Origin of the sequence: Sphingobium sp. BYY-5 (assembly GCF_022758885.1) — a bacterium.
In the GTDB taxonomy this organism is placed as follows: Bacteria; Pseudomonadota; Alphaproteobacteria; order Sphingomonadales; family Sphingomonadaceae; genus Sphingobium.
The window spans coordinates 438,461-463,699 of the sequence record NZ_JALEBH010000001.1 but is presented as its reverse complement, the minus strand read 5'-3'; the positions used below and the strand labels follow the sequence as shown (position 1 = coordinate 463,699).

The following is a 25,239-nucleotide window of genomic DNA, read 5'->3' as shown; positions in this document are numbered from 1 at the left end:
CAACCATTCTAGCTATGTAGGCACAAATGAAGGTGGTAACGAGCCGGGAATTCAATCAGGACGTAAGCGCCGCCAAGCGAATCGCACGGGCAGAACCAGTGTTCGTCACGGATCGCGGCAGGCCGACGCACGTGCTCATGAGCATCGACCATTTTCGCCAGTTGACCGGCGAGCGCGAGAGCATCGTGGATCTTCTCGCGACTCCGGCAGAGGCGCTTGATGTGGAATTGGTGCTGTCGGGGCGCTGGTGATGTTTCTGCTGGACACCCCAATTCTTCTGGAACTGCGCAATGCTCGAAGGCGGGGCGCGGATAATGGCGTAACCGCCTGGGCTTCCAGGGTCGCGCGGGACCGACTGTTCATCTCCGCACTCGCGATCGGAGAATTGGAGGCCATTTGCGCGCGCGCCGCTCGCCAGGACAAAGCGAGCGGCGCAGCTTTGCAGGCATGGGTACGTCAGCAGGTCGTGCCCGCGTTCGACGGCCATATCTTGCCGGTCGACGCAATCGTGGCGCTGCGGCGGGGAGACGTGGCGGTAGAAGGAGAGCGCAATGCGCTGATCGCTGCGACGGCGCTCGAACACAGCCTAATATTGGTCACGTTCGACAAAGCGATGTTCAAGCGCGCGCGCATTCGACTGTTGGATCCACGTACTGACGATGAGGATGAGGTCGGCGAGGAATCAAACTGGCGCGCGGCCAGCCGCAGTCGTCCCCAGTGGTTGCGCAGCCTGTTCATTCGCGGCTGAACTGCAAGTCCATAGGCGTGGCCTCGCAAGACGCATCCGAAACAATGATGATTTATGCTCAACATGGCGTGAAACGCGCTCATGTTGATGGCGCCGCGCATTACTCTTATCATGGCGCATTAATTTGTGCCGGCTGACGCTCGGGATATTCCCGCACGCACGCGAGAAATATCCGCCGCCCGGCCCCATGAAGAGAAGCGGCGATGAAAATTGAGATCAACGGAACGGACCACGAAATCGACGCTGAAGGCGACACGCCGCTGCTATGGGTCATACGCGACAATCTGGGTCTCACCGGAACCAAATATGGATGCGGCATAGCCCAGTGCGGCGCCTGCTCGGTCCTTATCGACGGGGTCGTCGCGCGGTCTTGCGTGACGCCAGTCGATCAGGCCATCGGCCGCAAGATCACGACGATCGAGGCGATCGAGGCCGATGCGGTCGGCCAGCGGGTGGTAGCGGCCTGGGTCAAGCATCAGGTGCCCCAATGCGGCTATTGCCAATCGGGGCAGGTTGTCGCCGCAACGGCCCTGCTCAAGGAGGTTGCAGCACCGACCGACGATCAGGTCGATGCAACGATGACCAACCTGTGCCGCTGCGGAACCTATAATGCAATTCGGGCCGCGATCCGCGAAGTCGCCGGACCGCGCGCCGCCGAAGCCGGGGCGGCGCCCGATGCCATGCTCCCGACAGGCATGGCCATCGCTACGCTCGCCACTGGCGTTGGCGTCGCGATCGCCTTGGCAAGGGGCGATGTGGAAGAGGCGGAAAAGGCATGACCCACATAAACCGACTGATCACCCGCGCGGCTGGCACTGCAATCGATGCGCCGGTCAATATCTCGCGCCGCCGCTTTCTCCTCCAGGCGGCGGGTGCGACGAGCGGCGCTCTGGTCCTGGGCTTTGGTCTTCCGGTTGGTGAAGCTCGCGCTGCCCTGCCCGTTATCAAGCCCGGCACGCGCATTCCCGCCTTCCTGGAAATTCGTCCCGACAGCACGGTCCGCCTGTTAAGCCCCTTCATAGAGGGCGGCCAGGGCATATTCACCGCCATGGCGCAGATTGTCGGCGAGGAACTGGATGCCGATCCGGCGACCTTCACCGTCGAAAGCGCACCGCCCGGTCCGGATTATCTGGTCGTCAACGACGCTATGCGCATCACCGGCGGCAGCATGTCGGTGCGCACCAGCTACATGACCATGCGCAAACTTGGCGCGGTCGCGCGCCACCTTCTGCTACAGGCCGGCGCGCGGCGGCTGGGAGTTGCCGCCGACACGCTGACGACTGAGCCGGGCCGTATCGTCCATGCCGCATCCGGGCGGTCTCTGGCCTATGGCGAAGTCGCAAGCCATGCGCTGGACCTGCCTGCGCCCGATCCCCAGACGGTTCCGCTCAAGGAACCGAAGGATTTCCGATGGATCGGCAAACCGGTCGCGCGACTGGACATGCACGACAAATCGACCGGCACGGCGATGTTCTCCATCGATGCCAAGGTCGACGGCATGGTCCACGCCGCCGTCCAACATGCGCCGCGCCTGGGATTGACCGTCGGCGCGATCACCAATGAGGCGCAGGTGAAGACCATGCGTGGCGTCATGTCGATCCATCGGCTGCCGGGCGCCGTAGCCGTGGTCGGCGAACGCTGGTGGGACGCCAAGCGCGCGGCCGAGGCGCTGCTGGTGGAGTGGCAGGAACCCGCGCCCGGCGCCGCGCCGCGCTATATGCCCGCGGACTTCGCGACCGACAGCTTCCGCGACGGCATGGCCAGGAATGGCGGCAAGGAGGAAACCGCCGAGACCAAAGGAGACCCCGCCCGCGCGCTCAACGATGCAGCGACGCAAGTCAGCGCCACCTATCATAGCCAATATGTGAACCATGCCCAGCTTGAGCCACCGTCGACACTGGCCCGGCACAATCCTGACGGCACGCTTGAGCTATGGTTTCCGAACCAGGCGCCCGAAATGTTCCTGGGCGACATCGCCAAGCGAACAGGTCTCGACCAGAGCAAGATCATCATCCATTCGCCGCTGCTTGGCGGTTTTTTCGGCCGACACTTCCTGTACGAGTCGGCCAACCCCTATCCGCAGGCGATTCAGCTCGCCAAGGAGGTTGGCCGGCCGGTCAAGCTGATCTGGAGTCGCGAAGAGGAATTTCTGCGCGATGCGCTGCGACCTATGGCGGTGGTGCGCTTTCGCGCGGGGCTGGACGGCGATGGGAACCCCACCGTCATCGAAGCGGTGAGCGTCACCGAAGGTCCGACCGAAGCGATCGCCAACGCGCATGATCCCAAGATCGACCCGACCGCGCTCGAAGGGCTGACCAACAAGGTCTATGCGATCCCGCACAAGCGGATCGCCCAGGTCTATGTCAAGAACCCGGCTATGCTGGGCTATTGGCGTTCCGTCGGCAATTCGATGAACGATTTCTTCTACGAATGCTTCCTTGATGAGATGGCCGACGAAGGCGGACGCGATCCGCTGGACCTGCGCCTGCATCTTCTGCGTGACAATAAGCGTCTCACGACCTTGCTGAAGGCCGCGGTCGACCTGTCCGGCGGTTGGCAGCGCGGCCCGTTCACCGCGCCGGACGGTAGCAAGCGCGCACGCGGATTGGGCATGGCGTCGCCCTTCGGCACGGAGACGGCCGCGATCGCGGAAGTGTCCATCCGCGACGGCCAGGTGCGTGTGCATGAAGTGTGGCAGGCGATCGATCCGGGCAGCATCGTGAACCCCGCCATCATCGACGCGCAGGTCAATTCCGCTGTTGCGCTGGGCGTGTCGCAGATATTGTTTGAAGAGGCCGCCTATGCGGAGGGGATGCCCGTGGCGCGCAATTACGACATGTACCCGATCCTCTCGCTCGACCATATGCCCAAGGTCCATGTGAAGATCGTCGAAAGCGGAGAGAAGATGGGGGGCATCGGCGAACCTGGCCTGCCTGCGGTGCCGCCGGCGGTGGCCAATGCCGTGTCGCGCCTCACCGGCAACCGTGTCCGCAGTATGCCGCTCCGCCGGCTCAGCTTCGACGCCTGAGCGAGACAGGGATGGGACAGATGAAATTCAAGCAGCGCCTGAAGAAACTTCTCGCCGTCTCGATACCCGTTCTGCTCGTGGTGGGCGGCGCAACGGCATGGTTCGTGAACCGGACCCCGGCATCCCCCTTCGATGGTCAGGCGGCGCCCCGATCGGCCGATCTCGTCCAGCGCGGCGAATATGTCGCGCGGGCGAGCGATTGCGTCGCCTGCCACAGCCTGCCCGGCCACCCGGCTTATGCGGGTGGATTGGAAATGCCGACGCCGATGGGGTCCATCTTCGCGACCAACATCACGCCGGACAAGGAAACCGGCATCGGCGCCTATAGCCTGGCTGATTTTGACCGCGCCGTCCGCATGGGCGTGGCGCGCGACGGGCATCGTCTCTATCCAGCCATGCCCTACCCTTCCTATGCCAGACTGGACGATGCCGACGTTCAGGCGCTCTACGCCTATTTCATGGAGAAGGTACGGCCGGTCAGATTGGCGAGCAAGGAGAGCGACATTCCCTGGCCGCTCAATATGCGCTGGCCGCTGGCACTCTGGAATGTCGGGTTCATGCCGGGCGAACCCTATCGCGCTGATCCGTCGAAAGACGCGATGTGGAACAGGGGCGCCTATCTGGTCCAGGCGGCCGGGCATTGCGGTGCCTGTCATACGCCCCGCGGGATCGCCATGAACGAAAAAGGGCTGGACCAGCGCAGCGGCAGCTTCCTGTCGGGCGCGGTCATCAACGGCTGGTATGCGCCCAGCCTGCGTGGCGACTTCAACCTGGGTCTGGCACGCTGGAGCGAGGAGGATATTCACCGTTTCCTCAAAACCGGCCGTAACCAGCATGGCGTCGTTTTCGGTTCCATGGCCGAAGCGTTCAACAATTCCACCCAGTTTCTTACCGACACCGACCTGAAGGCGATGGCCCATTATCTCAAGTCGCTGCCAGGCGATCCCGATCGCGACGGCACGCCATGGAAATATGAAACAGGCCCCATCACCAGCACCAGCCTTGGCAAGGGAGCCACGTCGGGCGCGCGGCTGTATGCGGCGAAATGCAGTTTCTGCCACGGCGTCGACGGGCGCGGCAAAGCGCCCTGGATTCCGCCGCTCGCCGGCACCGCCTCCTCCTTGGCGACTGAGAGTGCATCGTCGATCAACGTGACGTTGAACAGCTCGCAGCGCGTCGTCGCCAATGGCGTTCCCGACGCCTATCGGATGCCCGCCTTCCGGGAGCAACTCAGCGATGCTCAGATCGCCGATCTGCTGACCTTCGTGCGCACATCCTGGGGCAACAAGGGCGGGGACATCACCGCCAGGGATGTCGAGAAAATCCGGAAGAATACAAAGGCGTCCGAGACCGGCATCGTCATCCTTCCGCACTGACGGGCCTCGACATCAATGCAGTTCGGTATAGTCCGGCATCACGGAAAGAAGGCCAGAGACACGGGCTTGTCCACCGCCAGGCTGTGGCCGGTGACGCGCAATCGACCACTCGCCCGATCCACCCCGAAGACGGCAAGATTGCCCGATCCCTGGTTGGTGACGATCAGCCAGCGGCCCGTTAGATCGATACCGAAGCTCCAGGGCACACGGCCGCCACAATCGATCCGCTGCACCTCGGTCAACCCGCCGCTTTTGCGGTCGATCGCGAAGACATGCATCAGGTTGGCGCCACGGTTCGAGACATAGAGGAAGCGGCCATCGGGGGAGACCGCAATCTCCGCCGCACTGCGCGTTCCCGCGAAATCGGGCGCGTCGAGCGCAACCCTTGCGGTCTGAGTCAGCGTCCCGCTACGCGCGTCCCAGCGATAGGCATGGACCTCCGCCAGCAATTCCGTGTCGAGGAAGGCGAAACGGCCGTCAGGCGAGAAGGTCAGATGGCGCGGCCCGGAACCCGGCGGCAAGGCGAGCGCAGGCGTCGCGGCCGGCTCCAGGCTCTGTCGCACCGGGTCAAAGCGATAAACGAACAGCCGATCCGTCCCCAGATCGGCCGCAAGCAGATAGCGGCCGCTGGGGTCCATCACGGCTGCATGGGCATGGGGCCCTTTCTGCCGCCAGTGCGGCCCTGATCCCGTCGGCGCCTGGACCGATCGCATTGCGTCGGGCGTACCATCCGCCTTCACGGCGATCGCCCCCACCTGGCCAGTGCCATAATTGGCGACGAAGAGCGTCCGCGACGCCGCATCATAAGAAAGATGGGCGGGTCCAGCGCCACCGGAATCGACCCGGCCCAGCAGCTTCAGCCCGCCGGTGCCCCGATCCACGGCATAGCCCAGGACTCCACCTTGCGTCCGGTCGTCATCGCCGGTTTCACTGACGGTGTAGAGGACCGGCTTGCGTGGATCGCGGACCAGCCAAGTGGGCCGCTCGGCTTCGATCGCGAGGCCAAGATCGCTCAACGCGCCGGTCGCCGGATCGAAGCGCGCGGCGAAAATGCCCTGTCCCGGCCCGCTGCCCTGCGTACCGATATAAAGCAGCGGGGCGCCACAACGTGGCCCCGCACAGGCCGCCATCGCCCTGGCCGAAGCGATCGATCCCGACAGCGCCGCCGCCAGGCCCATGATCGTGAAATGACGCCGTTCCATCCCTCTCCCTTTCCTGCTCGCTGCCTCGTACCGCAAACCGGGCCGGTCTGGCGAGCGCGATCGAAAGGCGAGGCAATATTGCTGGCATCAAGCTAGGACCAATCGGCATTCAGCTCTGACGGGCTGCAAATGGCGGCTTTCCGCGCTTCCGGTGCTCACATACTTTTAGGGCGGATCGATATTCCCGGTTTCAGAGGCTTCCTACGCCGTCATGCCGGACTTGATCCGGCATCCAGGACCACAAAGGGCGGCACCTGCGACTCTGGATACCGGATCAAGTCCGGCATGACGTTGAAAACGAACCTGCTGCTTCCGCCTCTACCTGAATGTCGATTGGCGCTGCATTCGCATTCGGCATCCACCGATCCTCCATCGATCCTCCGACAGGCATCAATCACCCGCCCCTATCCCGCCGATCAACCGTTGCTCACAGGGAGCGGCGTTCTGACGGGAAAAACACCAATGATGCGTTACAAGACAATGCTGTGCTTCGCCGGCTTCCTCGGACTTCCGGTCCTCTCAACCTCAGCCCATGCGCAGGAAGACGACAAGGGCATCTATGCGGTCGCCCGCGCCGGCATGGCCGTCAGCCCGGACCAGAAGCTCGACAGCGCCGATCTTCCTTCATCGGCGACCTTCGATGAGAAGACCAAGTATAAGTCGGGTTTCACCGGCGAACTGGGCGGCGGCTATGATTTCGGCATGTTCCGCATCGAACAGTCGGCCGGCTATATGAGCCTCAAGGCCAAGGGCCTCAATCAGGACGACTTCACCGGTGAAGGCCGCAACAAGGCGATGTTCGTCCAGCTCGGCGGCTATGTCGACATTCCGCTCAGCTCGATGATCGAACCCTATGTCGGCGGTGGCGTCGGTGTGGCGCGGGTCGATGCTCAATTGTCGCGTAGCGACAGCCTGCTCGGCACGACCAGCAACTATTCCGGCAAGGACTGGGGCCTGCTGTGGCACGTCGATGCGGGCGTCGGCGTGAAGGTCGCGCCGAAAGTCACCGTGGAACTCGGCGCGCGCTATACGCAGGTCAGCAGCCTGAAGTTCGACGGCGTGAGCGGCGGTCAGGCGACCACCTTCGAACCCACCATGCGCACCATCTCCGGCACGATGGGCGTGCGCTACAAATTCTGATCCGGACATCCCGCCCGGATGGATAGCCCTTGGGTCGCACCTTGGGTGGCCACGTCGCTTATTGCGACGTGGCCTTTTTCTTGTGTCCGCCACGATCGCGATGACGAACTACCGGGCGCTGGGAAGACCAGCGCCCGGTCATATTACAGGAAGAAATCGTGGATGACGTCCAGCACCCGTCCGGTCGGCAGATAGACCAGCGCGACATCGTCATAATGGCGTATCCAGCGGGCCGAACGCGGCGGCGCGGGCAGGCGGTAACGGTGATAGTCCGCGATAAAGTAGCGCGGTTCATAATAGCCGCGCCGCAGCGTGGCGCCGGTGGCGAAATGTTCGTACCGGAACGGCGCGCGCCAGTCGCCGCGTGCATAAAGCCCCCTGTTGCGGTCGCGATAGTCGCGCCAGTCGTCACGATAGTCGCGATGCGCGTCGCGCAGATTCTCGCGGGCCTGGCGCACATGGCGATATTCGCCATAGCGTTGAGCGCGGTCCATATCACGCTCCGCGTCGCGAATTTGCTCGCGGTCGCGATGCAACTCACGGGTCTGCGCCATGGCGAGCGAAGGCAAGGCCATCCCCGCCATGACGATGGCTAGACGATAGATCATGTTCAATCTCCTCATTGTCGGACATACTGACCGACGGGCGCGAAATTACGGATCGCCGATGGAGGATCGGGGCAAGGGCGATGGAGGTTGTATGAAGGCGGGCGATCTCCACACTTCCTCCATCATGTGGGTGGATAGGACGGTTGATGACGATGATGTCCTGGATTCCCAGAACGACGCGAACGGCCAAGTGGACACCAAAGCGGACAGCAAGACGCTGCGGCATTCCGGTTCGTCCACGCGGGCGCGCTCATGGTTAGGGCCGGTGCCGACGATGCATCCGGCCTGGCGGCGATTTTCGTCGCGAACCGCGATCGCCTGCTGCGTTTCTTCATCAGCCGCACCCGCGACCGGGCCGAGGCCGAGGAGATCGTGCAGGAAATCTATCTGCGCCTCGACCGGGCGTCAGGGCCGCTCCGCGATCCGGTCAACTATCTGCACCGGGTCGGCCTCAACCTGGTAGTCGACCGCGCCCGCGAGCGCGAGCGGCGGACACGGCGGGAAAAGGACTGGACCGAAAGCACGACCAGCCGGATCGGCGAGGATTATGTGGACGAACGCCCTTCGGCCTTCGCGCAGCTTGCCGCGCGCAAACGTGCGGAGCAGATCGGCCGGGCGCTTGCCACGCTGCCGCCGGGCGCCGCACGGGTGTTCCGGATGCACCGGATCGAGGGATTGAGCCATGCGGAAGTGGCGCAACAGCTCGGCATCTCCCGCAAGGGTGTGGAAAAGCACATGGCGACCGCGCTCAGGCATCTCGCCAGGGAAATCGACCCGTGAACCGCCGACCAAGGTAGGGTGGACTAGCCACCCCGCCGTCTCCCTCCGAAGGACCAACGCCCATTCATCAAGAGGCAGTGCCGTGACGCACGATCATGACGAGGACATCGAAAAGGACGCCGCCGACTGGCACGCTCAGGTGCTGGCGGACGATGTCGACTGGACGGCGTTCGCGCTCTGGCTCGATGCGCATCCGGCGCATCAGCCCGCCTATGACCGGCTTGCCCTGCTCGATGCCGACGTCGCCGACTGGGTTCGGGACAACGGCCTGCCGTCCATCGAGGAAGAAGCGGTTCCCGATCAGCACGGCCTGTCCCGCCGCTGGTGGCTGGGCGGCGCAATCGCCGCATCGCTGACGGCTATCGCCATAGGCCTGCCGCTGATGATGCAAGGCGGCAACGATCCGATCGTCCATGCCACGACGGAACAGCCGCAGGTGATCGCGCTTGCGGGCAATGGCGGCACGGTGATGCTGGACAGGAACAGTCAGCTTGCGATGGGCGACGATGGGCGGGTCCGGATGGACCGGGGCGCCGCCTATTTCGATGTCCGGCATGATGAGGCGCGTCCTCTGGAAATCCGCTCCGGCGAATTTGTCGTCCGCGACATCGGCACGCGATTTACGGTGACGCGCGCGCCCGGTCGCCTGTTCGTGGCGGTCGAAGAAGGGATCGTCGATATAGGCTGGCGGGACAGCGCGCCGACACGGCTGACGGCGGGTCAGGCCTTTCAGGGCGAAGAAAAGAGCGGCTCCGCTGAAATCCGCGCCATAGACCCCGGTACGGTCGGAAGCTGGCGCGACGATCGCCTCGTCTACGACAATGCGCCGCTCGACATGGTTGCGGTTGACCTGTCCCGCTATATGGGGACGCGCGTCGAAGTGGACCCGTCTATCGCCAAGCTCAAACTTTCAGGCATATTGCTCATTCGAAATGGTTCCGATCTTGCCGATCAGATTAGCGCGATTCTCCCAGTGGAAGTGCGCCGCGGCGATGGGCGCGTTCGCCTTGTCGGCCGCGGCCAACGTTGAGCGGGCCTATGCGAACCCGACTGTGATCGACATTCCCGCCGGCCCGCTTGCCGGGGCGATAGACGCCCTCTCGCGCCAGGCGCGCATTTCCGTGGCCGTTCAGGGCCGACTTCCCGCCATCCGCACCCGCGCAGTACGCGGGCGGATGGAGCCGGGGGAAGCCCTCGCCCGCCTGCTCGCCGGTAGCGGCTGGCGCGCGCGTCAGGTCGCGCCCGCGCTGTGGCAGCTCGTTCGCGCGCCCGAAGGATCGCGTCCGACCACACCGCCTCCCCGCCCGGCGCAACACCCCATCACCCCGCCCCTGAACATCGTCGTCACCGCGCTCAAGCGGGAACAGTTGCTTTCATCAGCCCCCGTGTCGATAGCGGTGGCGCCGGGAGACCGCTTCGCCGGCGGATCGAGCGCGCGCGGATCGAGTGATCTGGGCGAGGAAGTCGGCAGCGTCTTTTCGACCCATATGGGACCGGGGAAGGAAAGGCTGTTCCTGCGCGGCGTCGCCGACAGCCCATTCAATGGCCCAACCCAATCGACCGTCGGCCTCTTCCTGGACGACGCACGCATCAATTATGCGCTCCCCGATCCGGATCTGAGGCTGGTCGATATCGACCGGGTCGAGGTTCTGCGCGGCCCGCAAGGCACGCTCTACGGCGCGGGCACATTGGGCGGGGTCGTGCGGATCGACACCAATCGCCCGCGCCTGGACGAAAGCGCAGGCGGCATCGCGATCGAAGGATCGACGGTCGCGCGCGGCGGCGATGGCGGCGCGCTGGAAGGCTGGGTCAATGTCCCGCTCATACGCGATCGGCTGGGCCTGCGGGCCGTCGCCTATGTCGACCGGGACGGTGGATGGATCGACGATAGCGAGCGGCAAAAGACGAACATCAACAGCGTGCGCCGTCTTGGCGGGCGCGTGAATCTGCGCTGGAAACCGGATGCTCGCTGGACCATGGACCTGTCGGTCGTCGCCCAGGGCCTCAAGGCGCGCGATACATCCTATGCGACGGAAGGGCTAACGCGCGCGACGGCGCTTGCCGAACCAAATCGCAACAATTTCCTGCTGGTCCGGATCGACGCGAAAGGGCCGATCGGCGGCATCGATTTCCTGTCATCGACGGCGATCGAGAATAATAATGTCGTCAGCCGCTATGACGCCAGTGCGGTGGCCGGATCGGTCGGGCTGGCAGGGCCGACCGCCTATGACGAAAAGCGCAGCATCTACCTCATCACCCAGGAATTCCGGCTGAGCCGTTCGCAGGGACCGTTCAAATGGCTCGCCGGTGTGTCGATCGTCGATGCGGTCAACGTCAATTTCGGCACGTTCAACGCGAACAGTGGCGGCTCCGTACAGGTGCGCAGGCAGGGCAATCTCAGCCTGGAAGCGGCGGCCTTTGGCGAAGGCACACTCGCCCTTCGGAACAATCTCGACCTGACGCTGGGCGTGCGCGCCTTCGTGTCCAACATCTGGGACGATCCGCGCAAGACATCCGATCCATCGATCGATCAATATGGCCTCTCGCCCAGCGCGGCGCTGGCGTGGCGCCCCACACCCGGATCGCTGCTCTGGGTGCGCTACGCCAGCGCCGTCAGGCCCGGCGGACGCAATCTCGACGGTGCGGGCACGCTCGTCACCTTCGCGTCGGACAAGCTCCATAATATCGAACTGGGCTCCAGGCTGTCGCTGCTCGACGGTCATCTCGATCTCGACCTGACGGGCTTCGCGCTGCGCTGGCATAATGTGCAAAGCGATCGCGTGGGGCTGGATGGCCTCGTCGTTACAACCAATGTCGGCGATGCGTCGAACTATGGCATCGAAACGGCGGTGCGCGGCACATGGCGCGACTTTGCTCTGGAGCTTTCCGCCACGCGCCAGCATGGCCGCCTGGAATCCGCCCTGATCGAGGACAGTGACCTCAGGCTCCCCGTCCTTCCCGACATATCCGGACGGGCGCGGCTTAGCTGGAACCGCCAGGTGAATGACTGGGGTCTGGGCGCCTATATGTCCGCCAATTATTGGGGACCGACCCGTCTGGGTTTCGACCCCAACCTTCCGCTCGACATCGGCGCGCGCTGGCTGGTCGGCGCAGGGGTTTCGGCGAGCCGCGACGGGTGGCGCGCCGTGCTGAGCGTATCGAACCTGCTCGACAACCGCAGCAACAGCTTCTCCTTCGGCAACCCCTTCACCTACCGCCTCCAGCCCCAGTTCACGCCGCAACAGCCCAGGACGGTCATGCTGCGCCTGGAGCGGAGTTTCTAGGGCCATTCATGAAAGGCCGCCTGGCTCTTAGAGTTTGTCTCGAAATGCGCCTTTGGCGCATCTGCACCGGCCCACACCCCCACCCGACCGCCCGTCAGGATACCATGTCTGGGAGGTCGGGTGGGGGTGTGGGCCGGTGCGGCCTTCCGAAATGCGCTCTTTCGCGCATTTCGAGACAGGCTCTCACGCCGCCGACAGGATCACCTGAAAACACGCGCCCGAACGATCCGTCCTGTTCTCGGCACTGATCCGCGCGCCGTGCGCCTCGACCAGGCGCGCCGTCAGGGCAAGGCCCATGCCCGTCCCTGGGCAACCGGGGCGATTGACGGTGGCGGTCGATCGCCAGAACGGCGCGAACATACGCTCCTGATCGGCTTGCGCGAAACCAGGGCCTTCGTCGCGCACGCTGAGCCACAGTTCGGTGCCCCGCCGCTCGACATCGACCAGGATGCGGCCGCCTGTCTGCGAATGCTTGGCGGCGTTGGTGATGAGATTGGTCACGATCTGCGTCATCCGCACCGGATCGATATCGACGGTAGATTCGTCATATTTTTCAATAATATCAATATTATACTTGAAAAAAAGGGGCCGAAGGTCGGACACGACAGAACCGACAATATCCGCCAGACGGACCCTCTTTCGACAGAGCCTCAGACGGCCCAGTTCGACCTGCGCCAACATGTCCAGATCGTTGACGATCTCCAGCACATGCTCGACCTGCCGCAGGAGCTGCGCGGTTTCATCGCCATCCGGACTGATGACGCCATCCTCTATGCCGTGCAGCCGCCCCTTGAGGATCGTCAGCGGCGTCCGAAGCTCATGCGTCACCCCTGCCGTCAGCAGGAGCCGCTCGTCACGGGGCGCGCTTGCCGGCGGCTCGGATGGAAGCAACGCCATATTCCCGGAAAGCGCGGCGTGGAAACGCACCTTACTGGTTCGATAAGAGGAGCAAGCCGAAAATGATGGATGCTTCATGCCGTTTCCGTCGAGATTATCTGAGTGCTGACAGGGAGACGGCAGGCTTTGCGGATCACCCTACCTCACTCCGCCGCTATTCCTGCTCGATCCATCCACCCCTTTCCCTTTGCAAGATGCGCAGAATATCTCCACCGTTTCTCCATGGAACCACGCCATGACGGATATTGAGGTGAAGACATGGCTTCGAAAATATTGGTCGTCGAGGATGAACGGGAGATTGCGGACCTTCTGGTCGCTTATATCGAGCGGGCCGGAATGCACGTATTGCGCGCTACTTCGGTGCCCGAAGCGATCATGGTCCATAACCAGAGCGCCCCCGACCTGGTTCTGCTCGACATCGGCCTGCCCGGCGGCGATGGCCTTGACGTGCTCGCGGCCATCCGGCGGCGGGCCGGCACGCCTGTCATCATGCTGACCGCGGTCGATGACGATGTTTCCAAACTCTCCTCCTTCCGCATCGGCGCCGACGATTATGTCGTCAAACCCTTCAACCCCGCCGAGGTGGTCGAACGCATCCGCGCCGTGCTGCGCCGCGCCAGCGGAGAGCGGGAACCCAAACGCCTGTCCGTCGGCCCGCTCGATATCGACCTGGAGGCCCGGCTCGTCAGTTGCCGGGGCGAGGAGAAACCCGACAGCCGCCTCAATCTGACCCCGACCGAGTTCGAAATCCTGGCCCATATGGCACGCTACCCCCGCCGGGCCTTTTCGCGCGCGGAATTGCTGGAGGCGGCCGCGCCGGGGAGCGACGCCTATGACCGGGTGATCGACAGCCATTTGTCGAAGCTGCGGCAAAAGCTGGTGGCGGCGGGCTGCGCCGACATGATCGAGCCGGTTCGCGGCGTCGGATATCGGCTATGGCTGGAAAACGCATGATCGCTCAAAGGTTGACCGTCGCGTGCAGGGAAAGGCGCGGGCAATGACCATGAAGCAGGAGCGCCCGACAACGGACAATGATCGCCCCGGCGTCCCTTGCGCGCAAACGCCGGTGAATGACCTTATCGCACGCGGCCGACATATCTTTGCGGCCGGGCTAGCGCATGAGTTGCGAACGCCCCTCACCATCCTCAAGGGGCGGCTACACGGCCTGGAGGACGGCATCATCGATCCGTCCACGGGCGAATGCGACCGCCTGCTCAAGCAGGTCGATCAATTGCTGCGGATCGTCGATGACCTTGGCATCCTCGTCAAGGCGCAAGCCGGCCAACTGGTGCTCGATTGGCGATCCGTGGATTTCCGGCACATCATCGAGCGGGCCGTCGAAGAGGTGCGATCGGAGGCCAGGGCCGCCCAGGTCGATATTTCGCCGAACCTCCGCCCGGTCATCCTATACTGCGATCCTGCGCGCCTGATCCGGGCGCTCACCACCATTTTCCGGTTCGCCCTTTCGCGTATGGCTCCTGGCCAATCCCTGACGATCCGGAACGGCGATGACAATGACCTCATCATTACAGTCTGGGGCAATGATCTGAAATGCGCGCACGGGCAGGAACATCTTCTCTTCGCGCCATTTTACGATTCTGTCGGGAATGAAGACGCGAATGCTGCACATAGCAGCGTCGGCCCGGCGCTGGCCGCCGCCCTGATCCATGCGCATGGGGGAACAGTCACGGCCCGCCGGAGCGGGATAGAAGAAGCGTCGTTGGAGATTCGGATTTCGCTACCGCGCCCCTGAACAGGCCCGGCCGCTCCTGCCGCTTAAAGCCCGTTTGGAAATGCGCCTTTGGCACATTTCCAAACGGGCTTTAAGATGATGAGGACACGGATCAGGCAGGATTTCTGACGGCGGCGAAGCTGCCCTTCCGGCCTTTCGCAGTGATGCTGCCGCTCATATGGTTGCCGCTCAGCGTGCCCGCGAAATTAATGTCCACCGACATGAACATGACCTTCGTCACATAGGTCCAGCGGACATTGTTTCCGGTGACGTTGCCCTGGGTAAGCGTGTGGACCTTGCCCGCCTTGCCCTTGTCACCCGTCAACACATCCGTGCACTTGCCGTTGAACTGATTTCCCTGCGGTTCGAAGGCGCAATCGACCGCAAAGGCGTTCCCGTCGATGACGCCCGTCACCCGCCAGGTCCCCTGGACCTGCGCCATGGCGGGCATGGGCAAAAGCAGGGCTGCCGGCGTCAAGAAAGCCAGGATGGGGCGAAACAACATGATTTTCTCCTTGCAACATGCCTGGACCCAGGCGGTCGGGTAGCCCGCAAAATACCGGGCCTGCTGCAATGCCAACCATAAGTGCATGGAGCGATGATGGAGGAATCCGGGAGGATCGGTGTCCGCCCTGCGGCCACCTTTCCCTCTCCATCGAACGTCCATCAATGCCGCATTGGCGCTCCATCGCAAAGTGGATGCTCTGGCGATCAGGGCCTGATTCCAAAGGCCCAGGCATTGGCCGCTGCATTGGAGCAAAATATGGCATCCCCCTTCCCCCGGACATCCCTCGCAACCATGGGGGCGATCTTCCTGTACAGCCTCGGACTGGCGGGATGCGCCAGCCCGCAACCGCTGGCCTATCGCGGGCTGGCGTCGTCCACCGTCCTGCGTCCAAGCGATGAAAAGGACGCCGCCCATGTCCCGTATCGCTTCGCGGCCGACGTCAATTGGCGCCGCTATTACAAGGTCATCATCGACCCGGTCGAAATCTATGATGGCGCCGACGCCCAGTTCCACAAATTGTCGGTCGAGGACCGCGAACAACTCGCCAGCTATATGGAGGATCAGTTCACGCAGGAACTGGGGCGGGATTTCGAGATCGTCGATCGCCCTGCCCCCGCGACCCTGCGCATCCATCTCACATTGACGGGCGCAACGCCCACCAAATCCGTGCTGGGGCCATTGTCCCGGTTCGATCTTGCCGGCGGTTCCTATAATGCTTTTCAGGGCATTCGCGGCAAGGAAGGGACGATGACCGGATCGGTCATCTACGCCGTGGAAATCTATGACAGCACCAACGGCGAACTGCTTCTTTCGGAAATCACGAAGCAATTTCCCAACGCCATGAATGTCGGCGCCAGTTTCGGAGCGCTGAAGGCGCCGATGACCGGCATCCGCAAAGGCGCTGTCGAACTGCGGGAAAAACTCGTGGTCGGATCACCGCATGATTAGGTAACAAAGCCCCGGCGCCGTCCGATCTTTTTTGGAACGGGCGACGCGCGAGGCCCTTGCCATATCCGAAAAGCCGCTGCTATAGGCGCAGCCTGCCCGGCGAGAGCCGGGCCGCTCCCCGATAGCTCAGCGGTAGAGCATTCGACTGTTAATCGAATGGCCGTAGGTTCGAATCCTACTCGGGGAGCCATTCAGAATTGTCCGAGCCGCCCGGCCCTGCCGGTGGCTCGGACACTGAAGCTCCAAGCGACATTTTCTCAAGCATATCAAACGGTTCTCGGAACGCGACCGACAGTTGTCCGTTTGCCCAAGTGCTGTTCGAAACCAACAGATTCAAAGCGGAATTTTTGCCACTTTGCGATTGTAGGTTGAAGCGTCCCGGGTTTTCTGGAGGCTGTGCAGTTTGACTCAGGCAGCCATATCGAGGGTCTCAATGGCCGCATAGTAGTTAGCTTCGGCCTCGGCGGGTGGGATGTAGCCGAGCGGGCCGAAAAGGCGATGGTTGTTGTACCAGTCGACCCAGCTCAGCGTCGCCATTTCCACCGCCGATGCGCTTGGCCAGGACCGCTGGCGCCAGATGACCTCGGCCTTGTAAAGGCCATTGATCGTCTCGGCCAAAGCATTGTCGTAACTGTCGCCGACGCTGCCGACCGAGGGCACGAGGTTGGCCTCCGCCAGGCGCTGGGTGTAGTTCATGGCGAGGTATTGCACGCCCCTGTCTGTTGATTTCCACTGAGAAGTGACCCGGGTAGGGCGTAAATTTCCACTGAGAATTGACCCATGTTGAACTCGTCCCTGGCTTTGACAAGCGAGGGTATATGGAGTGTTGGACATGGCGTTATTAAGCGTTATCCGGCGCTGGCATTTTCGCGATCATCTACCGATCCGGGAGATAGCGCGGCGCACCGGACTATCACGCAACACGATCCGCAAATATTTGCGGTCCGAGACGATCGATCCGCGGTTCAAGGTGCCCGATCGACCAAGCAAACTGGACCCATTTGCTGAGCATCTGGCGGCCTGGCTGCGGCGCGAGATGGGCCGATCGCGCAAGCAGAAGCGCACGATCAAGCAGTTTCACGCCGATCTGGTGAGCCTGGGCTATGAAGGATCCTACAACCGGGTTGCCGCTTTTGCTCGGGACTGGCGCGAAGATTATCGGCGCCAGCAACAGATTGGCGGGCGTGGGACATTCGTGCCCCTATCGTTCGCGCCGGGGGAAGCTTTTCAGTTTGATTGGAGCGAGGACTGGGCAATCATCGCCGGGGTTCGGACCAAGCTGCAGGTCGCGCATTTCAAGCTCAGTTACAGCCGGGCATTCATCGTGCGTGCCTACCTTCTGCAAACCCATGAGATGCTGTTCGACGCCCATAATCACGCCTTCCGCGTGCTGGGCGGCGTGCCGCGCCGGGGTATCTATGACAATATGCGCACTGCCGTCGACAAGGTCGGGCGTGGCAAGAAACGCACCGTCAACGCACGCTTCCTGACGATGGTCAGCCACTATCTGTTCGAAGCTGAGTTCTGTAACCCGGCTGCGGGATGGGAAAAGGGGCAGGTCGAGAAGAATGTCCAGGATGCGCGGCACCGTCTGTGGCAACCAACGCCGCAGGCCGAGAGCCTTGATGCGCTGAACCTGTGGCTGGAGGAGCGCTGCAAGGCGTTATGGGAGGACATCCCTCACGGGATCGAACCCGGATCGGTTGCCAATGCCTGGGCCGATGAATCTGAGTGTCTGATGGTTGCGGGCAGGCCCTTCGATGGTTTTGTGGAATATCGCAAACGGGTATCGCCGACCTGCCTCATCCACTTTGAGCGCAATCGCTACAGCGTACCGGCCTCTTTCGCCAATCGCACTGTCAGCCTGCGCGTCTATCCTGATCGCTTCCAGGTCGTCGCCGAGGGACAGCCAATCTGCACGCATCAGCGCATCATCAACCGCTCTCACGACGGTCCAGGTCATACGGTTTATGACTGGCGCCATTATCTGGCGGTCGTGCAGCGCAAGCCCGGCGCCCTGCGCAACGGTGCGCCCTTCCTTGAGCTACCCGATGCGTTCCAGCGTCTGCAGCGACATCTGTTGCGCAATCCTGGCGGCGACAGGGAAATGGTCGAAATACTGGCGCTGGTTCTTCATCATAATGAGCAACTGGTGTTGACGGCGGTCACCATGGCGCTGGAGGCTGGCGTTCCGACCAAGACCCATATCCTCAATCTGCTCTACAGGCTGGTCGACGGAAAACCGATCTCCACGCCGCCGGTGACGGCGCCCCAGGCGCTCAAGCTGGTCAGCGAGCCGATGGCCAATGTCGAACGCTATGATGATCTGCGCAAGGAGAAGCGTCATGCGTCATGACCCTGCCAGCGGCGCCATCGTCGTCATGCTCCGCAGCCTCAAGATGCATGGCATGGCGCAGGCCGTCACCGATCTCATGGAACAGGGATCTCCAGCCTTCGAAGCCGCCATTCCGATCCTCTCCCAGTTGCTCAAAGCCGAGACAGCAGAACGGGAGGTTCGATCTGTGGCCTATCAGCTTAAGATCGCGCGCTTCCCTGTCTATCGCGATCTGGCCGGCTTCGACTTTACCAGTAGCGAGGTCAATGAAGCTCTGGTGCGTCAGTTGCATCGCTGCGACTTCATCGACATCGCCGACAATATCGTGCTGGTCGGCGGTCCTGGCACCGGCAAGAGCCATGTGGCAACGGCGCTGGGCATCCAGGCCATCGAACATCATCGAAAGCGCGTCCGCTTCTTCTCGACGGTCGAACTGGTCAATGCGCTCGAGCAGGAAAAAGCACAGGGCAAGGCCGGTCAGATCGCCAATCGCCTCCTGCACTCTGATCTCGTTATCCTGGATGAGCTTGGATATCTGCCGTTCAGTGCTTCAGGGGGCGCGCTGCTCTTCCATCTGCTGAGCAAACTCTACGAGCGCACCAGCGTCATCATCACCACAAACCTCAGCTTCAGCGAATGGGCCACCGTGTTCGGCGACGCCAAAATGACCACGGCGCTTCTCGATCGGCTTACCCATCATTGCCACATCCTGGAGACCGGCAACGATAGCTTCCGCTTCAAAAACAGCTCTGCCAAGCAGATCAGAACCGAAAGGAGAAAACCACGGGTTGACCCGCCCATGACACCCGAAACATAATCCGCAGACGGGTCACTTCTCGATGGAAAACCCGGGTCACTTCTCAGTGGAAATCAACAGTTGGGAACCTAAAATAGTTCGAAATGGCTCCCACTAGGGGAGCCACTATCTTCGCTACCCTATCAGGAGATTGAGAGCTTTCGTTCAAAATCGGCAAGAGTGCACAGGCCCTGCTTCCCCAGTGCCGCGCAGCCGGGAATGGGCAGCACCGCCGCATAGGGCGCGTCCTTCGCCAGCGATGCCGCGCTGCGCATCTGCTCCAGCGTCTGCGACCGGTAGAGCGCCCGGACATAGAGCGCGCCGCGCGTATCGCGCAGCCGCTCGATCACGATGGCGCCGCCGGGCGCGGGATCGTCGGCGGCAAGGCCCGGCACCCGCCAGTGGATGTCCAGCAGGCCGCCCAGATTGGCGACATTGGTGTCATGGCCCGAAATCAGCGTGACCCGCACCGGTCCGGTCAGGCCCTGACGAATGAGCGGCGCCAGACCGGCGAGGCTGGCCGAAGCGACAGGGACCGGGCGGGCCATCAGCGCGAATTCAAGCGCGTGAAAGGCCGACAATGCCGTGATATCCGCCGGTTTGGCGCGGCCCCAGCCAACCTGCGACGCAGCCTTCCCCTCGGCATATTCCAGCAGCAATATCTGGGACGCGGTGGAAGCCCGATCGAGCGCGCCCGACAATTTTGGCCGCTGGCCGGGAGCGGCCGGAGAGATGGCGCTGGCCTGCTTGCTCACGCCGCACGCGCTTTTCGCCGAACCGCATAATATAACGTCCAGCCGGGTCAGCAGCGGCCGATAGCGCGCATCGAGGGCGGCGATGCCACCCGGCCCGACGGCCGCCGCCACGGCGGCATTGACCCTGGCCGGATCATAGGACGCCAGCCCCGCACCGATCGCGTTGAACAACGGGTCTTCTGCGTCCTGTGGCTTGTGCTCGTTACGCACGCGGCAGCCGGGCGCGACAGCGGCGATCCAGCGATCAGCCGTCGCGATGGTCCGCTGGTCGCTGTCGGCGATCACCCGGACCGTATCGGCAGCCGGACATCCTTTGGCGGGCAACAGGCCCAGGCTGCGCAGGCGGCCGCCATCCCATGCCGCGATCCGGCCGATCGCATCGGCGCCATGGGGCGTCAACCAGCCGGGATTGACCGGCCAGTCGGGCCAGCCCTGCGCCGCGACACCCGCCGGCATGGCGGGCGCCTTGGTCGGGGGGCGCACGCCGTGCCGCATCAGCAGCACGGCCCGGTCCACGGTCAGGCCTGGCGGGGCGTCGGCCACAACAACGGGCGAAACGGCCATCGTGGCCAGCAATAGTCCCGCGATCGTTCCGCGCATATCCGTCCATCCCAACCTAGAAGTGCAACTGCACACCAAGACGATATTGCGCGCCATAATGTTCGCGTTCAATCAAATCGAGCTTGCTGCCGATATAACGCCGCCAGGGCGCATCGGTCAGGTTGCTGATGTCGGTGAACAGCGAGAAATGCGGCGTGACCTGATAGCTGGCGTGCAGGTCGAGCTGGCCATTGCCGTCGGTATATTCGTCAGTGCCCGCATCGCTGCCGAGCGCGTCCAGATAGGCCGACCGATAGTTGAAGGCCAGGCGGACCGCGAGATTATATTTCTCGTAGAACAACTGGACATTGCCCACATTGGACGACTGGTAGAAGAGCGGGATATTGCCCGACCGGATCGCCGAAGCGGTCGCATGGCCCCAGATATGGGTATAGTTGGCGGACAGTCCAAAGCCGCTCAGCAGACCGGGCAGGAAGGTGAACTGGGTCTGGGCGTTGAGTTCCACCCCGGTCAGCGTCTCGCTGTCGGCATTGACCGGCTGCGACACGTCGGCGGTCGCATAGTCGACATTACCATAGGTGACGTTAGTCAGGCGCTGCGAATAGTCGTAGATCGGATTGTCGATATCCTTGTGGAAGAAGCCCGCGCTGAACAGGCTGTCCTTGTTGGGATAAAATTCGATCGAGGCGTCATAATTGACCGCCTTGTAAGGCTTGAGGCCGGTATTGCCGATCGAGATATTCGGCACCGTATCATCCTCGACCACGACATAGGGCGCGAGGCTGGCATAGTTGGGTCGGCCGATCGAGGTGGTCACCGCGCCGCGCAGGAACAGGCTCGGATTGACCGCGAACTTCGCGTTCAGGCCCGGAAAGACGTCGGTATAACTGGTGTGGCCGAAGCTGTTATAATCGTCATCCAGCGTCGAATTGGCATCGACGATCTTCGCCTTGCTATGATCCACCGTATGTTCGACCCGGACGCCGGGGATCAGGGCCAACCCGCCGAATTTCAGCGTCGCCATGGCATAGCCCGCCGTAATGGATTCGGTGACGTCATAGTCGCTCGACAGACTGTCGGAGAGCGTACCGGCCGCGTCGATCTTCAGGACCGACGGATTGGCCGCCGCATAGGCGCGCGCCGCCCAATAGTCGATGCGGTTGCCGAAGCCGAACAGGCCATCATAGAAATCGCTGTCACCCTGATAGGCGACCGAGGACGCATTGAAAACCGTGCTGCCATTCTTATAGTCGGTCTTGTTCTGGTCGTTGCTCTTGTGGCGATCGAGATATTTGACGCCGACCTTGATCGCACTGTCGTCGCCGATGGCGATCGGATGCTCGTAATCGGCGCGGCCCTGCCACAGTTGCTCATAGGCGTAGCGCTGTTCCAGATTATATTTGCTGAGCGTGAACAGCGACGGCGTGGTGAACAGCCCGGCCGATGATCCGGTCGGCACCAGCGTATAGGGATAGGTGCTCGCGTCATAATCGATCGCGACGCTCCCCTTCTTGCTGGTGAAGGTGAATTCGCTGCGCAGCGGGTCTTCCTTCACCGCCTTGGTCCAGCCGCCCGACATCTCCAGCTTGCCACCTGCAACATCGAATTCGCCGCCCAGGGTTGCCGACTTGGTGTTGTCATTCTCCTCACGGCGGCGGATCAGCATGGTCGCTGTGCCCGCCAGCGGATCGCTGGCATAGTCGGTGATCGCCAGACGATTCTGGTCGCGCGTCTCATGATCCTCGAACTTCGAATAGCTGGTGCGCAGGTACAGCTTCACCGCATCGCTCGGATGCCAATCGAAATTGCCGACGATGCCCAGTCGCGTACGGGTCAGATTATAGTCGCGCAGCCCGTTGCCGTCGGGAATGCCCCCATGGCTGTAATCCTCCGATCCCTGGAAATTCTCGGACTCGATCGGGCGGTTGGAATAGTTGACCGATACCACCGCGCCGAACTGCTCGTCGGCACCGAAGCGACCGCCGATCGTGCCGTCCATTTCATAGGGAAATTTCCGGTTGAGACCATAAACGCCGCTCGACGCCCGCGCGTCGAGGAAGAAAGGCCTGGCATTGTCGAACGCCGTCTTGGTGCGGATATTCACCTCGCCGCCCACCGCATTGGCGTCCTGGCTGGAGAGCAGCGACTTGGTGACGGTGATCGCCTGGATCATCGCCGACGGCAGGTCGTCCAGCTTGACGACCCGGCCAGCCGGTTCGGGTGCAGGCAATGTCTGGCCGTTCAGCGTGACGTTGATGAGATTGGGATCGATGCCGCGGATGATGACATAGCGCCCTTCACCCTGGTCGTTGGCCACCGACAGGCCGGGCAGGCGTTTCACCGCTTCGGCGACATTCTGGTCAGGCAGCTTGCCGACATCATTGGCGCGCAGCGTCTCCACCGTGTTGTCCGCCGCCATCTTCTCCGCGATCGCATCGCGCTGGGCCTGGCGCGCGCCGGTCACGATGATGGCGGACTGGTCGCCGCCGTCGGCATCGCTGGCCTGGGCGTGTGCGGAGACTGACAAGCAGATCGCCAGGGTCGCGATAGCCGTGCGCGACAGATACAGCGATCGGGTCGAAACAGTGGAAATGGTGAGCAACATCGTTGGCCCCGTTTATGTACAGGGCCGCCGTTGGAACGCATATGTGACAATATTGCGCAACGAATGTTCAGCATCCGAAACATTACGCCGAATTCATGTTGCGGTTAGAATTTGGACAGGTTCCGGGTGCATTTTCGGGGGGTAAGATGGTGCCTCGGCCGCTTGGCCGTGATCGCACAACAGCCCAAAGCGGATGTTCAACTGGCGGACACCATGACCGAACGCGGCCATCACGGCGTCCGCCGCCGGGCGGGGCTTCGCTCAAGTATATTCCGACTCTCAGCAATTCCCCGCCCGTTCGCGCATACAGCGTGCATAGGCTTCGTCCTGCTTGCGCATTTCCCGGCCGCGATTGCGGTCGGCTTCGTTTCGGCTGGTGGTGCTCCAATCCACGGCCTTGCTGGTGGCCTTGACCGGCAACGTGACCAGCGAGCAGCCCGAAAGCAGAATGATCCAGCTCGCAACCGCGAAGCCGAACAGGAAGGGGCGAACGAAACCCCAGTCTCGCTCCATCGGCTCGTCATCGCGCTGCGCCTGCTCCGCCGCACTGTTCCATAGCGCCGCATTCGATGTTCCGTGGACCGTCATGACTTCTTCCCTCAATGGATGATCCATTCCAGGTGACTGGCATCGATGGAGCCTCGATGGATCAGCGATGGACATTCGATCCGCGAAAGAACCGGGGCGCGACTTTCACCCCGGCACGATCTTTGCCGGTCCTCTGCGTTGGTTGCTGACGCCGGAGAAACCGCAGGCTCAGTCCGTCTTCACCGGCTTAGGGCGGGGACCATCCAGCTCTCACCGGCATCGAGCGTGCGAAAGCGGAACGGGTCGAGATGCCGAGCCTCCATCGCTGCGCGCAGTCGTAGCGGGGGATCGTCGATCGGCTCTCCCCCCAGTTCGAACGTGCCCCAGTGAACGCCCAGCGCATAGGCGGCATTGAGCTGACCGAACGCCGCAACAGCCTCTTCGGGCAGGATATGATTGCCGGTCTGCGGCCCGGTCATCTTATAGGGGCCGATCGGCAGCAGAGCGAGCCGTACCGGCGAAGCGCCCTTGGCTTCCGGCGCCCATTGCATGTCGCCGGGACCGGTATCGCCCGCATAATATATGTCCCCGCCCGGCAGGGTGATGCGGAACCCCACCCAAAGCGACCGGTCCCTGTCGTCGATCCAGTGCGCGCTCCAGTGATGCGCGCGGGTCAATATAATATCGATCCCCGGCTTGAGCGGGGCGACGCTGCCCCAGTCCCCCGCCCAGGCCTCCAGCCCGTGATAGGATAGCAGCTTGTCGTTGCCGAGACCCGTGATGATCCGCGCCTTGTCCCGCCGGACGAGGAATTTGAGCGCATCGATATCGAGATGGTCATAATGGTTATGACTGATGAGGATGGCGTCAATGGGCGGCAAATCCTCCAGCTTTACGCCTGGTTCGCGAACCCGTCTGGGCCCCACCAACTGGACCGGAGAATCCCGCCACGCCCAGACGGGATCGATCAGGATATTCACCCCCTGCGTCTGGATCAGGCTTGTCGCATGGCCGATCCATGTCACGCGCAAATCGTCGCCTTGGACATGGCGGGGCGGAACGGTCTGATGCACCGGAACGGATTTCGGCCAGTCATGATGGCCCGCCTTGCCCAGCGCGATTTCCAGGAAATTCTTCCGCCCATCGTGCTGCGCGCCACCCGTGCCGGATTCCCCGTCCGGATTGAAGAAGCGTTCGCCGTCGAAGTGACTGGAAACCGGCCCCCGATAATATTCGCGCGAACGTGGCGTATGGGTCCGGCTGGCGCAGCCCGCGGTCAGCGCCAGCACCACCGCCAAGGCGCATAGCCCCGTCCAGCCATTCACCTTTGTCCCGATGATCCCCATGCCGCCTCCCTTTGCGCCCATCCAGCCTATCGCGTTGCAAACAGCCGCGCGAGGGGATTATG

General features: G+C 62.7%; 22 protein-coding genes, 1 tRNA gene and 1 pseudogene. 15 read left to right on the top strand and 9 right to left on the bottom strand.

What is annotated here, in order from left to right; all coding sequences use genetic code 11:
• Positions 1-26: 26 nt before the first annotated feature.
• The 5 genes from MOK15_RS02325 to MOK15_RS02305 all read left to right on the top strand — a co-directional run bounded on the left by MOK15_RS02325 (position 27) and on the right by MOK15_RS02305 (position 5,152).
• Positions 27-251, top strand: coding sequence for a type II toxin-antitoxin system Phd/YefM family antitoxin (locus MOK15_RS02325; RefSeq protein WP_242930122.1), 225 nt, complete (start codon positions 27-29; stop codon positions 249-251).
• Positions 251-748 carry a PIN domain-containing protein gene (locus tag MOK15_RS02320; protein ID WP_242930121.1) on the top strand — a complete coding sequence of 166 codons (498 nt, stop codon included), beginning with the start codon at positions 251-253 and terminating at the stop codon, positions 746-748. The genes MOK15_RS02325 and MOK15_RS02320 overlap by 1 nt, the downstream gene beginning before the upstream one ends.
• Positions 749-951: 203 nt before the next feature.
• Entirely contained in the window at positions 952-1,527 is a 576-nt protein-coding gene (locus MOK15_RS02315; protein ID WP_347567168.1) for a (2Fe-2S)-binding protein, read from the top strand.
• Positions 1,524-3,776 (top strand): xanthine dehydrogenase family protein molybdopterin-binding subunit, encoded by a 2,253-nt coding sequence (locus tag MOK15_RS02310; protein ID WP_242930120.1) that lies wholly within the window; start codon positions 1,524-1,526, stop codon positions 3,774-3,776. The genes MOK15_RS02315 and MOK15_RS02310 overlap by 4 nt, the downstream gene beginning before the upstream one ends.
• Before the next feature lie 20 nt (positions 3,777-3,796).
• Positions 3,797-5,152, top strand: a complete 1,356-nt coding sequence (locus tag MOK15_RS02305) for a cytochrome c (protein ID WP_242930119.1) — start codon at positions 3,797-3,799, stop codon at positions 5,150-5,152.
• 38 nt (positions 5,153-5,190) lie between these two features.
• Here MOK15_RS02305 and MOK15_RS02300 read toward each other — a convergent pair whose 3' ends face one another.
• A complete protein-coding gene (locus tag MOK15_RS02300; RefSeq protein WP_242930118.1) occupies positions 5,191-6,354 on the bottom strand; it encodes a lactonase family protein in 1,164 nt (387 codons plus the stop codon).
• Between the two features lie 462 nt (positions 6,355-6,816).
• Here MOK15_RS02300 and MOK15_RS02295 point away from each other — a divergent pair, with 462 nt between their 5' ends.
• Complete coding sequence (locus MOK15_RS02295; RefSeq protein ID WP_242930117.1) at positions 6,817-7,494, top strand: outer membrane beta-barrel protein; 678 nt, start codon at positions 6,817-6,819, stop codon at positions 7,492-7,494.
• 143 nt (positions 7,495-7,637) lie between these two features.
• Here the strand turns inward: MOK15_RS02295 and MOK15_RS02290 are convergent, their stop codons facing one another.
• Complete coding sequence (locus MOK15_RS02290; protein WP_242930116.1) at positions 7,638-8,102, bottom strand: RcnB family protein; 465 nt, start codon at positions 8,100-8,102, stop codon at positions 7,638-7,640.
• A gap of 252 nt (positions 8,103-8,354) precedes the next feature.
• On the opposite strand from MOK15_RS02290, the gene MOK15_RS02285 reads away from it, so the two are divergent.
• The 3 genes from MOK15_RS02285 to MOK15_RS02275 all read left to right on the top strand — a co-directional run bounded on the left by MOK15_RS02285 (position 8,355) and on the right by MOK15_RS02275 (position 12,166).
• Entirely contained in the window at positions 8,355-8,882 is a 528-nt protein-coding gene (locus MOK15_RS02285) for an RNA polymerase sigma factor (RefSeq protein ID WP_242930115.1), read from the top strand.
• A gap of 82 nt (positions 8,883-8,964) precedes the next feature.
• Entirely contained in the window at positions 8,965-9,912 is a 948-nt protein-coding gene (locus tag MOK15_RS02280; RefSeq protein ID WP_242930114.1) for a FecR domain-containing protein, read from the top strand.
• A complete protein-coding gene (locus MOK15_RS02275; RefSeq protein WP_242930113.1) occupies positions 9,827-12,166 on the top strand; it encodes a TonB-dependent receptor in 2,340 nt (779 codons plus the stop codon). Before MOK15_RS02280 ends, MOK15_RS02275 begins: the two co-directional genes overlap by 86 nt.
• 183 nt (positions 12,167-12,349) lie before the next feature.
• Here the strand turns inward: MOK15_RS02275 and MOK15_RS02270 are convergent, their stop codons facing one another.
• Positions 12,350-13,063: a HAMP domain-containing sensor histidine kinase gene (locus tag MOK15_RS02270; RefSeq protein WP_242930112.1), complete on the bottom strand. Its 714-nt coding sequence runs from the start codon at positions 13,061-13,063 to the stop codon at positions 12,350-12,352.
• Between the two features lie 258 nt (positions 13,064-13,321).
• On the opposite strand from MOK15_RS02270, the gene MOK15_RS02265 reads away from it, so the two are divergent.
• Entirely contained in the window at positions 13,322-14,017 is a 696-nt protein-coding gene (locus tag MOK15_RS02265; protein WP_242930111.1) for a response regulator, read from the top strand.
• A 43-nt stretch (positions 14,018-14,060) separates the two neighbouring features.
• Positions 14,061-14,816, top strand: a complete 756-nt coding sequence (locus MOK15_RS02260; protein WP_242930110.1) for a HAMP domain-containing sensor histidine kinase — start codon at positions 14,061-14,063, stop codon at positions 14,814-14,816.
• A gap of 91 nt (positions 14,817-14,907) precedes the next feature.
• On the opposite strand, the gene MOK15_RS02255 is transcribed toward MOK15_RS02260, so the two are convergent.
• Positions 14,908-15,300 carry a hypothetical protein gene (locus tag MOK15_RS02255; RefSeq protein ID WP_242930109.1) on the bottom strand — a complete coding sequence of 131 codons (393 nt, stop codon included), beginning with the start codon at positions 15,298-15,300 and terminating at the stop codon, positions 14,908-14,910.
• Positions 15,301-15,594: 294 nt separating this feature from the next.
• Here MOK15_RS02255 and MOK15_RS02250 point away from each other — a divergent pair, with 294 nt between their 5' ends.
• The gene (locus MOK15_RS02250) at positions 15,595-16,251 is read left to right on the top strand and encodes a DUF3313 domain-containing protein (protein ID WP_242930108.1); all 657 of its coding nucleotides are present in this window, start codon (positions 15,595-15,597) and stop codon (positions 16,249-16,251) included.
• 115 nt (positions 16,252-16,366) lie between these two features.
• Positions 16,367-16,441 (top strand) — tRNA-Asn (locus MOK15_RS02245).
• Between the two features lie 218 nt (positions 16,442-16,659).
• On the opposite strand, the pseudogene MOK15_RS02240 reads toward MOK15_RS02245, so the two are convergent.
• Positions 16,660-16,974 (bottom strand): annotated as a pseudogene (locus tag MOK15_RS02240) (integrase core domain-containing protein); the annotation flags it as partial.
• Positions 16,975-17,083: 109 nt separating this feature from the next.
• On the opposite strand from MOK15_RS02240, the gene istA reads away from it, so the two are divergent.
• Complete coding sequence (gene istA / locus MOK15_RS02235; protein WP_242930107.1) at positions 17,084-18,607, top strand: IS21 family transposase; 1,524 nt, start codon at positions 17,084-17,086, stop codon at positions 18,605-18,607.
• The gene (gene istB, locus MOK15_RS02230) at positions 18,597-19,403 is read left to right on the top strand and encodes an IS21-like element helper ATPase IstB (protein WP_242930106.1); all 807 of its coding nucleotides are present in this window, start codon (positions 18,597-18,599) and stop codon (positions 19,401-19,403) included. The genes istA and istB overlap by 11 nt, the downstream gene beginning before the upstream one ends.
• Positions 19,404-19,525: 122 nt before the next feature.
• On the opposite strand, the gene MOK15_RS02225 is transcribed toward istB, so the two are convergent.
• The 4 genes from MOK15_RS02225 to MOK15_RS02210 form a co-directional block, all read right to left on the bottom strand.
• Positions 19,526-20,737, bottom strand: a complete 1,212-nt coding sequence (locus MOK15_RS02225; protein ID WP_242930105.1) for a histidine-type phosphatase — start codon at positions 20,735-20,737, stop codon at positions 19,526-19,528.
• Between the two features lie 16 nt (positions 20,738-20,753).
• Positions 20,754-23,303 (bottom strand): TonB-dependent receptor, encoded by a 2,550-nt coding sequence (locus tag MOK15_RS02220; protein WP_242930104.1) that lies wholly within the window; start codon positions 23,301-23,303, stop codon positions 20,754-20,756.
• Between the two features lie 279 nt (positions 23,304-23,582).
• Positions 23,583-23,816 carry a hypothetical protein gene (locus tag MOK15_RS02215; RefSeq protein WP_242932605.1) on the bottom strand — a complete coding sequence of 78 codons (234 nt, stop codon included), beginning with the start codon at positions 23,814-23,816 and terminating at the stop codon, positions 23,583-23,585.
• A 254-nt stretch (positions 23,817-24,070) separates the two neighbouring features.
• Positions 24,071-25,198, bottom strand: coding sequence for an MBL fold metallo-hydrolase (locus MOK15_RS02210; protein WP_242930103.1), 1,128 nt, complete (start codon positions 25,196-25,198; stop codon positions 24,071-24,073).
• Between the last annotated feature and the right edge of the window lie 41 nt (positions 25,199-25,239).

Excerpts from the sequence above, each read along its gene's own strand:
- MOK15_RS02325 (WP_242930122.1), top strand. The coding sequence starts at position 27 with ATGAAGGTGGTAACGAGCCGGGAATTCAATCAGGACGTAAGCGCCGCC.
- MOK15_RS02320 (WP_242930121.1), top strand. The coding sequence starts at position 251 with ATGTTTCTGCTGGACACCCCAATTCTTCTGGAACTGCGCAATGCTCGA.
- MOK15_RS02315 (WP_347567168.1), top strand. The coding sequence starts at position 952 with ATGAAAATTGAGATCAACGGAACGGACCACGAAATCGACGCTGAAGGC.
- MOK15_RS02310 (WP_242930120.1), top strand. The coding sequence starts at position 1,524 with ATGACCCACATAAACCGACTGATCACCCGCGCGGCTGGCACTGCAATC.
- MOK15_RS02305 (WP_242930119.1), top strand. The coding sequence starts at position 3,797 with ATGAAATTCAAGCAGCGCCTGAAGAAACTTCTCGCCGTCTCGATACCC.
- MOK15_RS02300 (WP_242930118.1), bottom strand. The coding sequence starts at position 6,354 with ATGGAACGGCGTCATTTCACGATCATGGGCCTGGCGGCGGCGCTGTCG.
- MOK15_RS02295 (WP_242930117.1), top strand. The coding sequence starts at position 6,817 with ATGATGCGTTACAAGACAATGCTGTGCTTCGCCGGCTTCCTCGGACTT.
- MOK15_RS02290 (WP_242930116.1), bottom strand. The coding sequence starts at position 8,102 with ATGATCTATCGTCTAGCCATCGTCATGGCGGGGATGGCCTTGCCTTCG.
- MOK15_RS02285 (WP_242930115.1), top strand. The coding sequence starts at position 8,355 with ATGGTTAGGGCCGGTGCCGACGATGCATCCGGCCTGGCGGCGATTTTC.
- MOK15_RS02270 (WP_242930112.1), bottom strand. The coding sequence starts at position 13,063 with ATGGCGTTGCTTCCATCCGAGCCGCCGGCAAGCGCGCCCCGTGACGAG.
- MOK15_RS02265 (WP_242930111.1), top strand. The coding sequence starts at position 13,322 with ATGGCTTCGAAAATATTGGTCGTCGAGGATGAACGGGAGATTGCGGAC.
- MOK15_RS02260 (WP_242930110.1), top strand. The coding sequence starts at position 14,061 with ATGACCATGAAGCAGGAGCGCCCGACAACGGACAATGATCGCCCCGGC.
- MOK15_RS02255 (WP_242930109.1), bottom strand. The coding sequence starts at position 15,300 with ATGTTGTTTCGCCCCATCCTGGCTTTCTTGACGCCGGCAGCCCTGCTT.
- MOK15_RS02250 (WP_242930108.1), top strand. The coding sequence starts at position 15,595 with ATGGGGGCGATCTTCCTGTACAGCCTCGGACTGGCGGGATGCGCCAGC.
- istA (WP_242930107.1), top strand. The coding sequence starts at position 17,084 with ATGGCGTTATTAAGCGTTATCCGGCGCTGGCATTTTCGCGATCATCTA.
- istB (WP_242930106.1), top strand. The coding sequence starts at position 18,597 with ATGCGTCATGACCCTGCCAGCGGCGCCATCGTCGTCATGCTCCGCAGC.
- MOK15_RS02225 (WP_242930105.1), bottom strand. The coding sequence starts at position 20,737 with ATGCGCGGAACGATCGCGGGACTATTGCTGGCCACGATGGCCGTTTCG.
- MOK15_RS02220 (WP_242930104.1), bottom strand. The coding sequence starts at position 23,303 with ATGTTGCTCACCATTTCCACTGTTTCGACCCGATCGCTGTATCTGTCG.
- MOK15_RS02215 (WP_242932605.1), bottom strand. The coding sequence starts at position 23,816 with ATGGAGCGAGACTGGGGTTTCGTTCGCCCCTTCCTGTTCGGCTTCGCG.
- MOK15_RS02210 (WP_242930103.1), bottom strand. The coding sequence starts at position 25,198 with ATGGGCGCAAAGGGAGGCGGCATGGGGATCATCGGGACAAAGGTGAAT.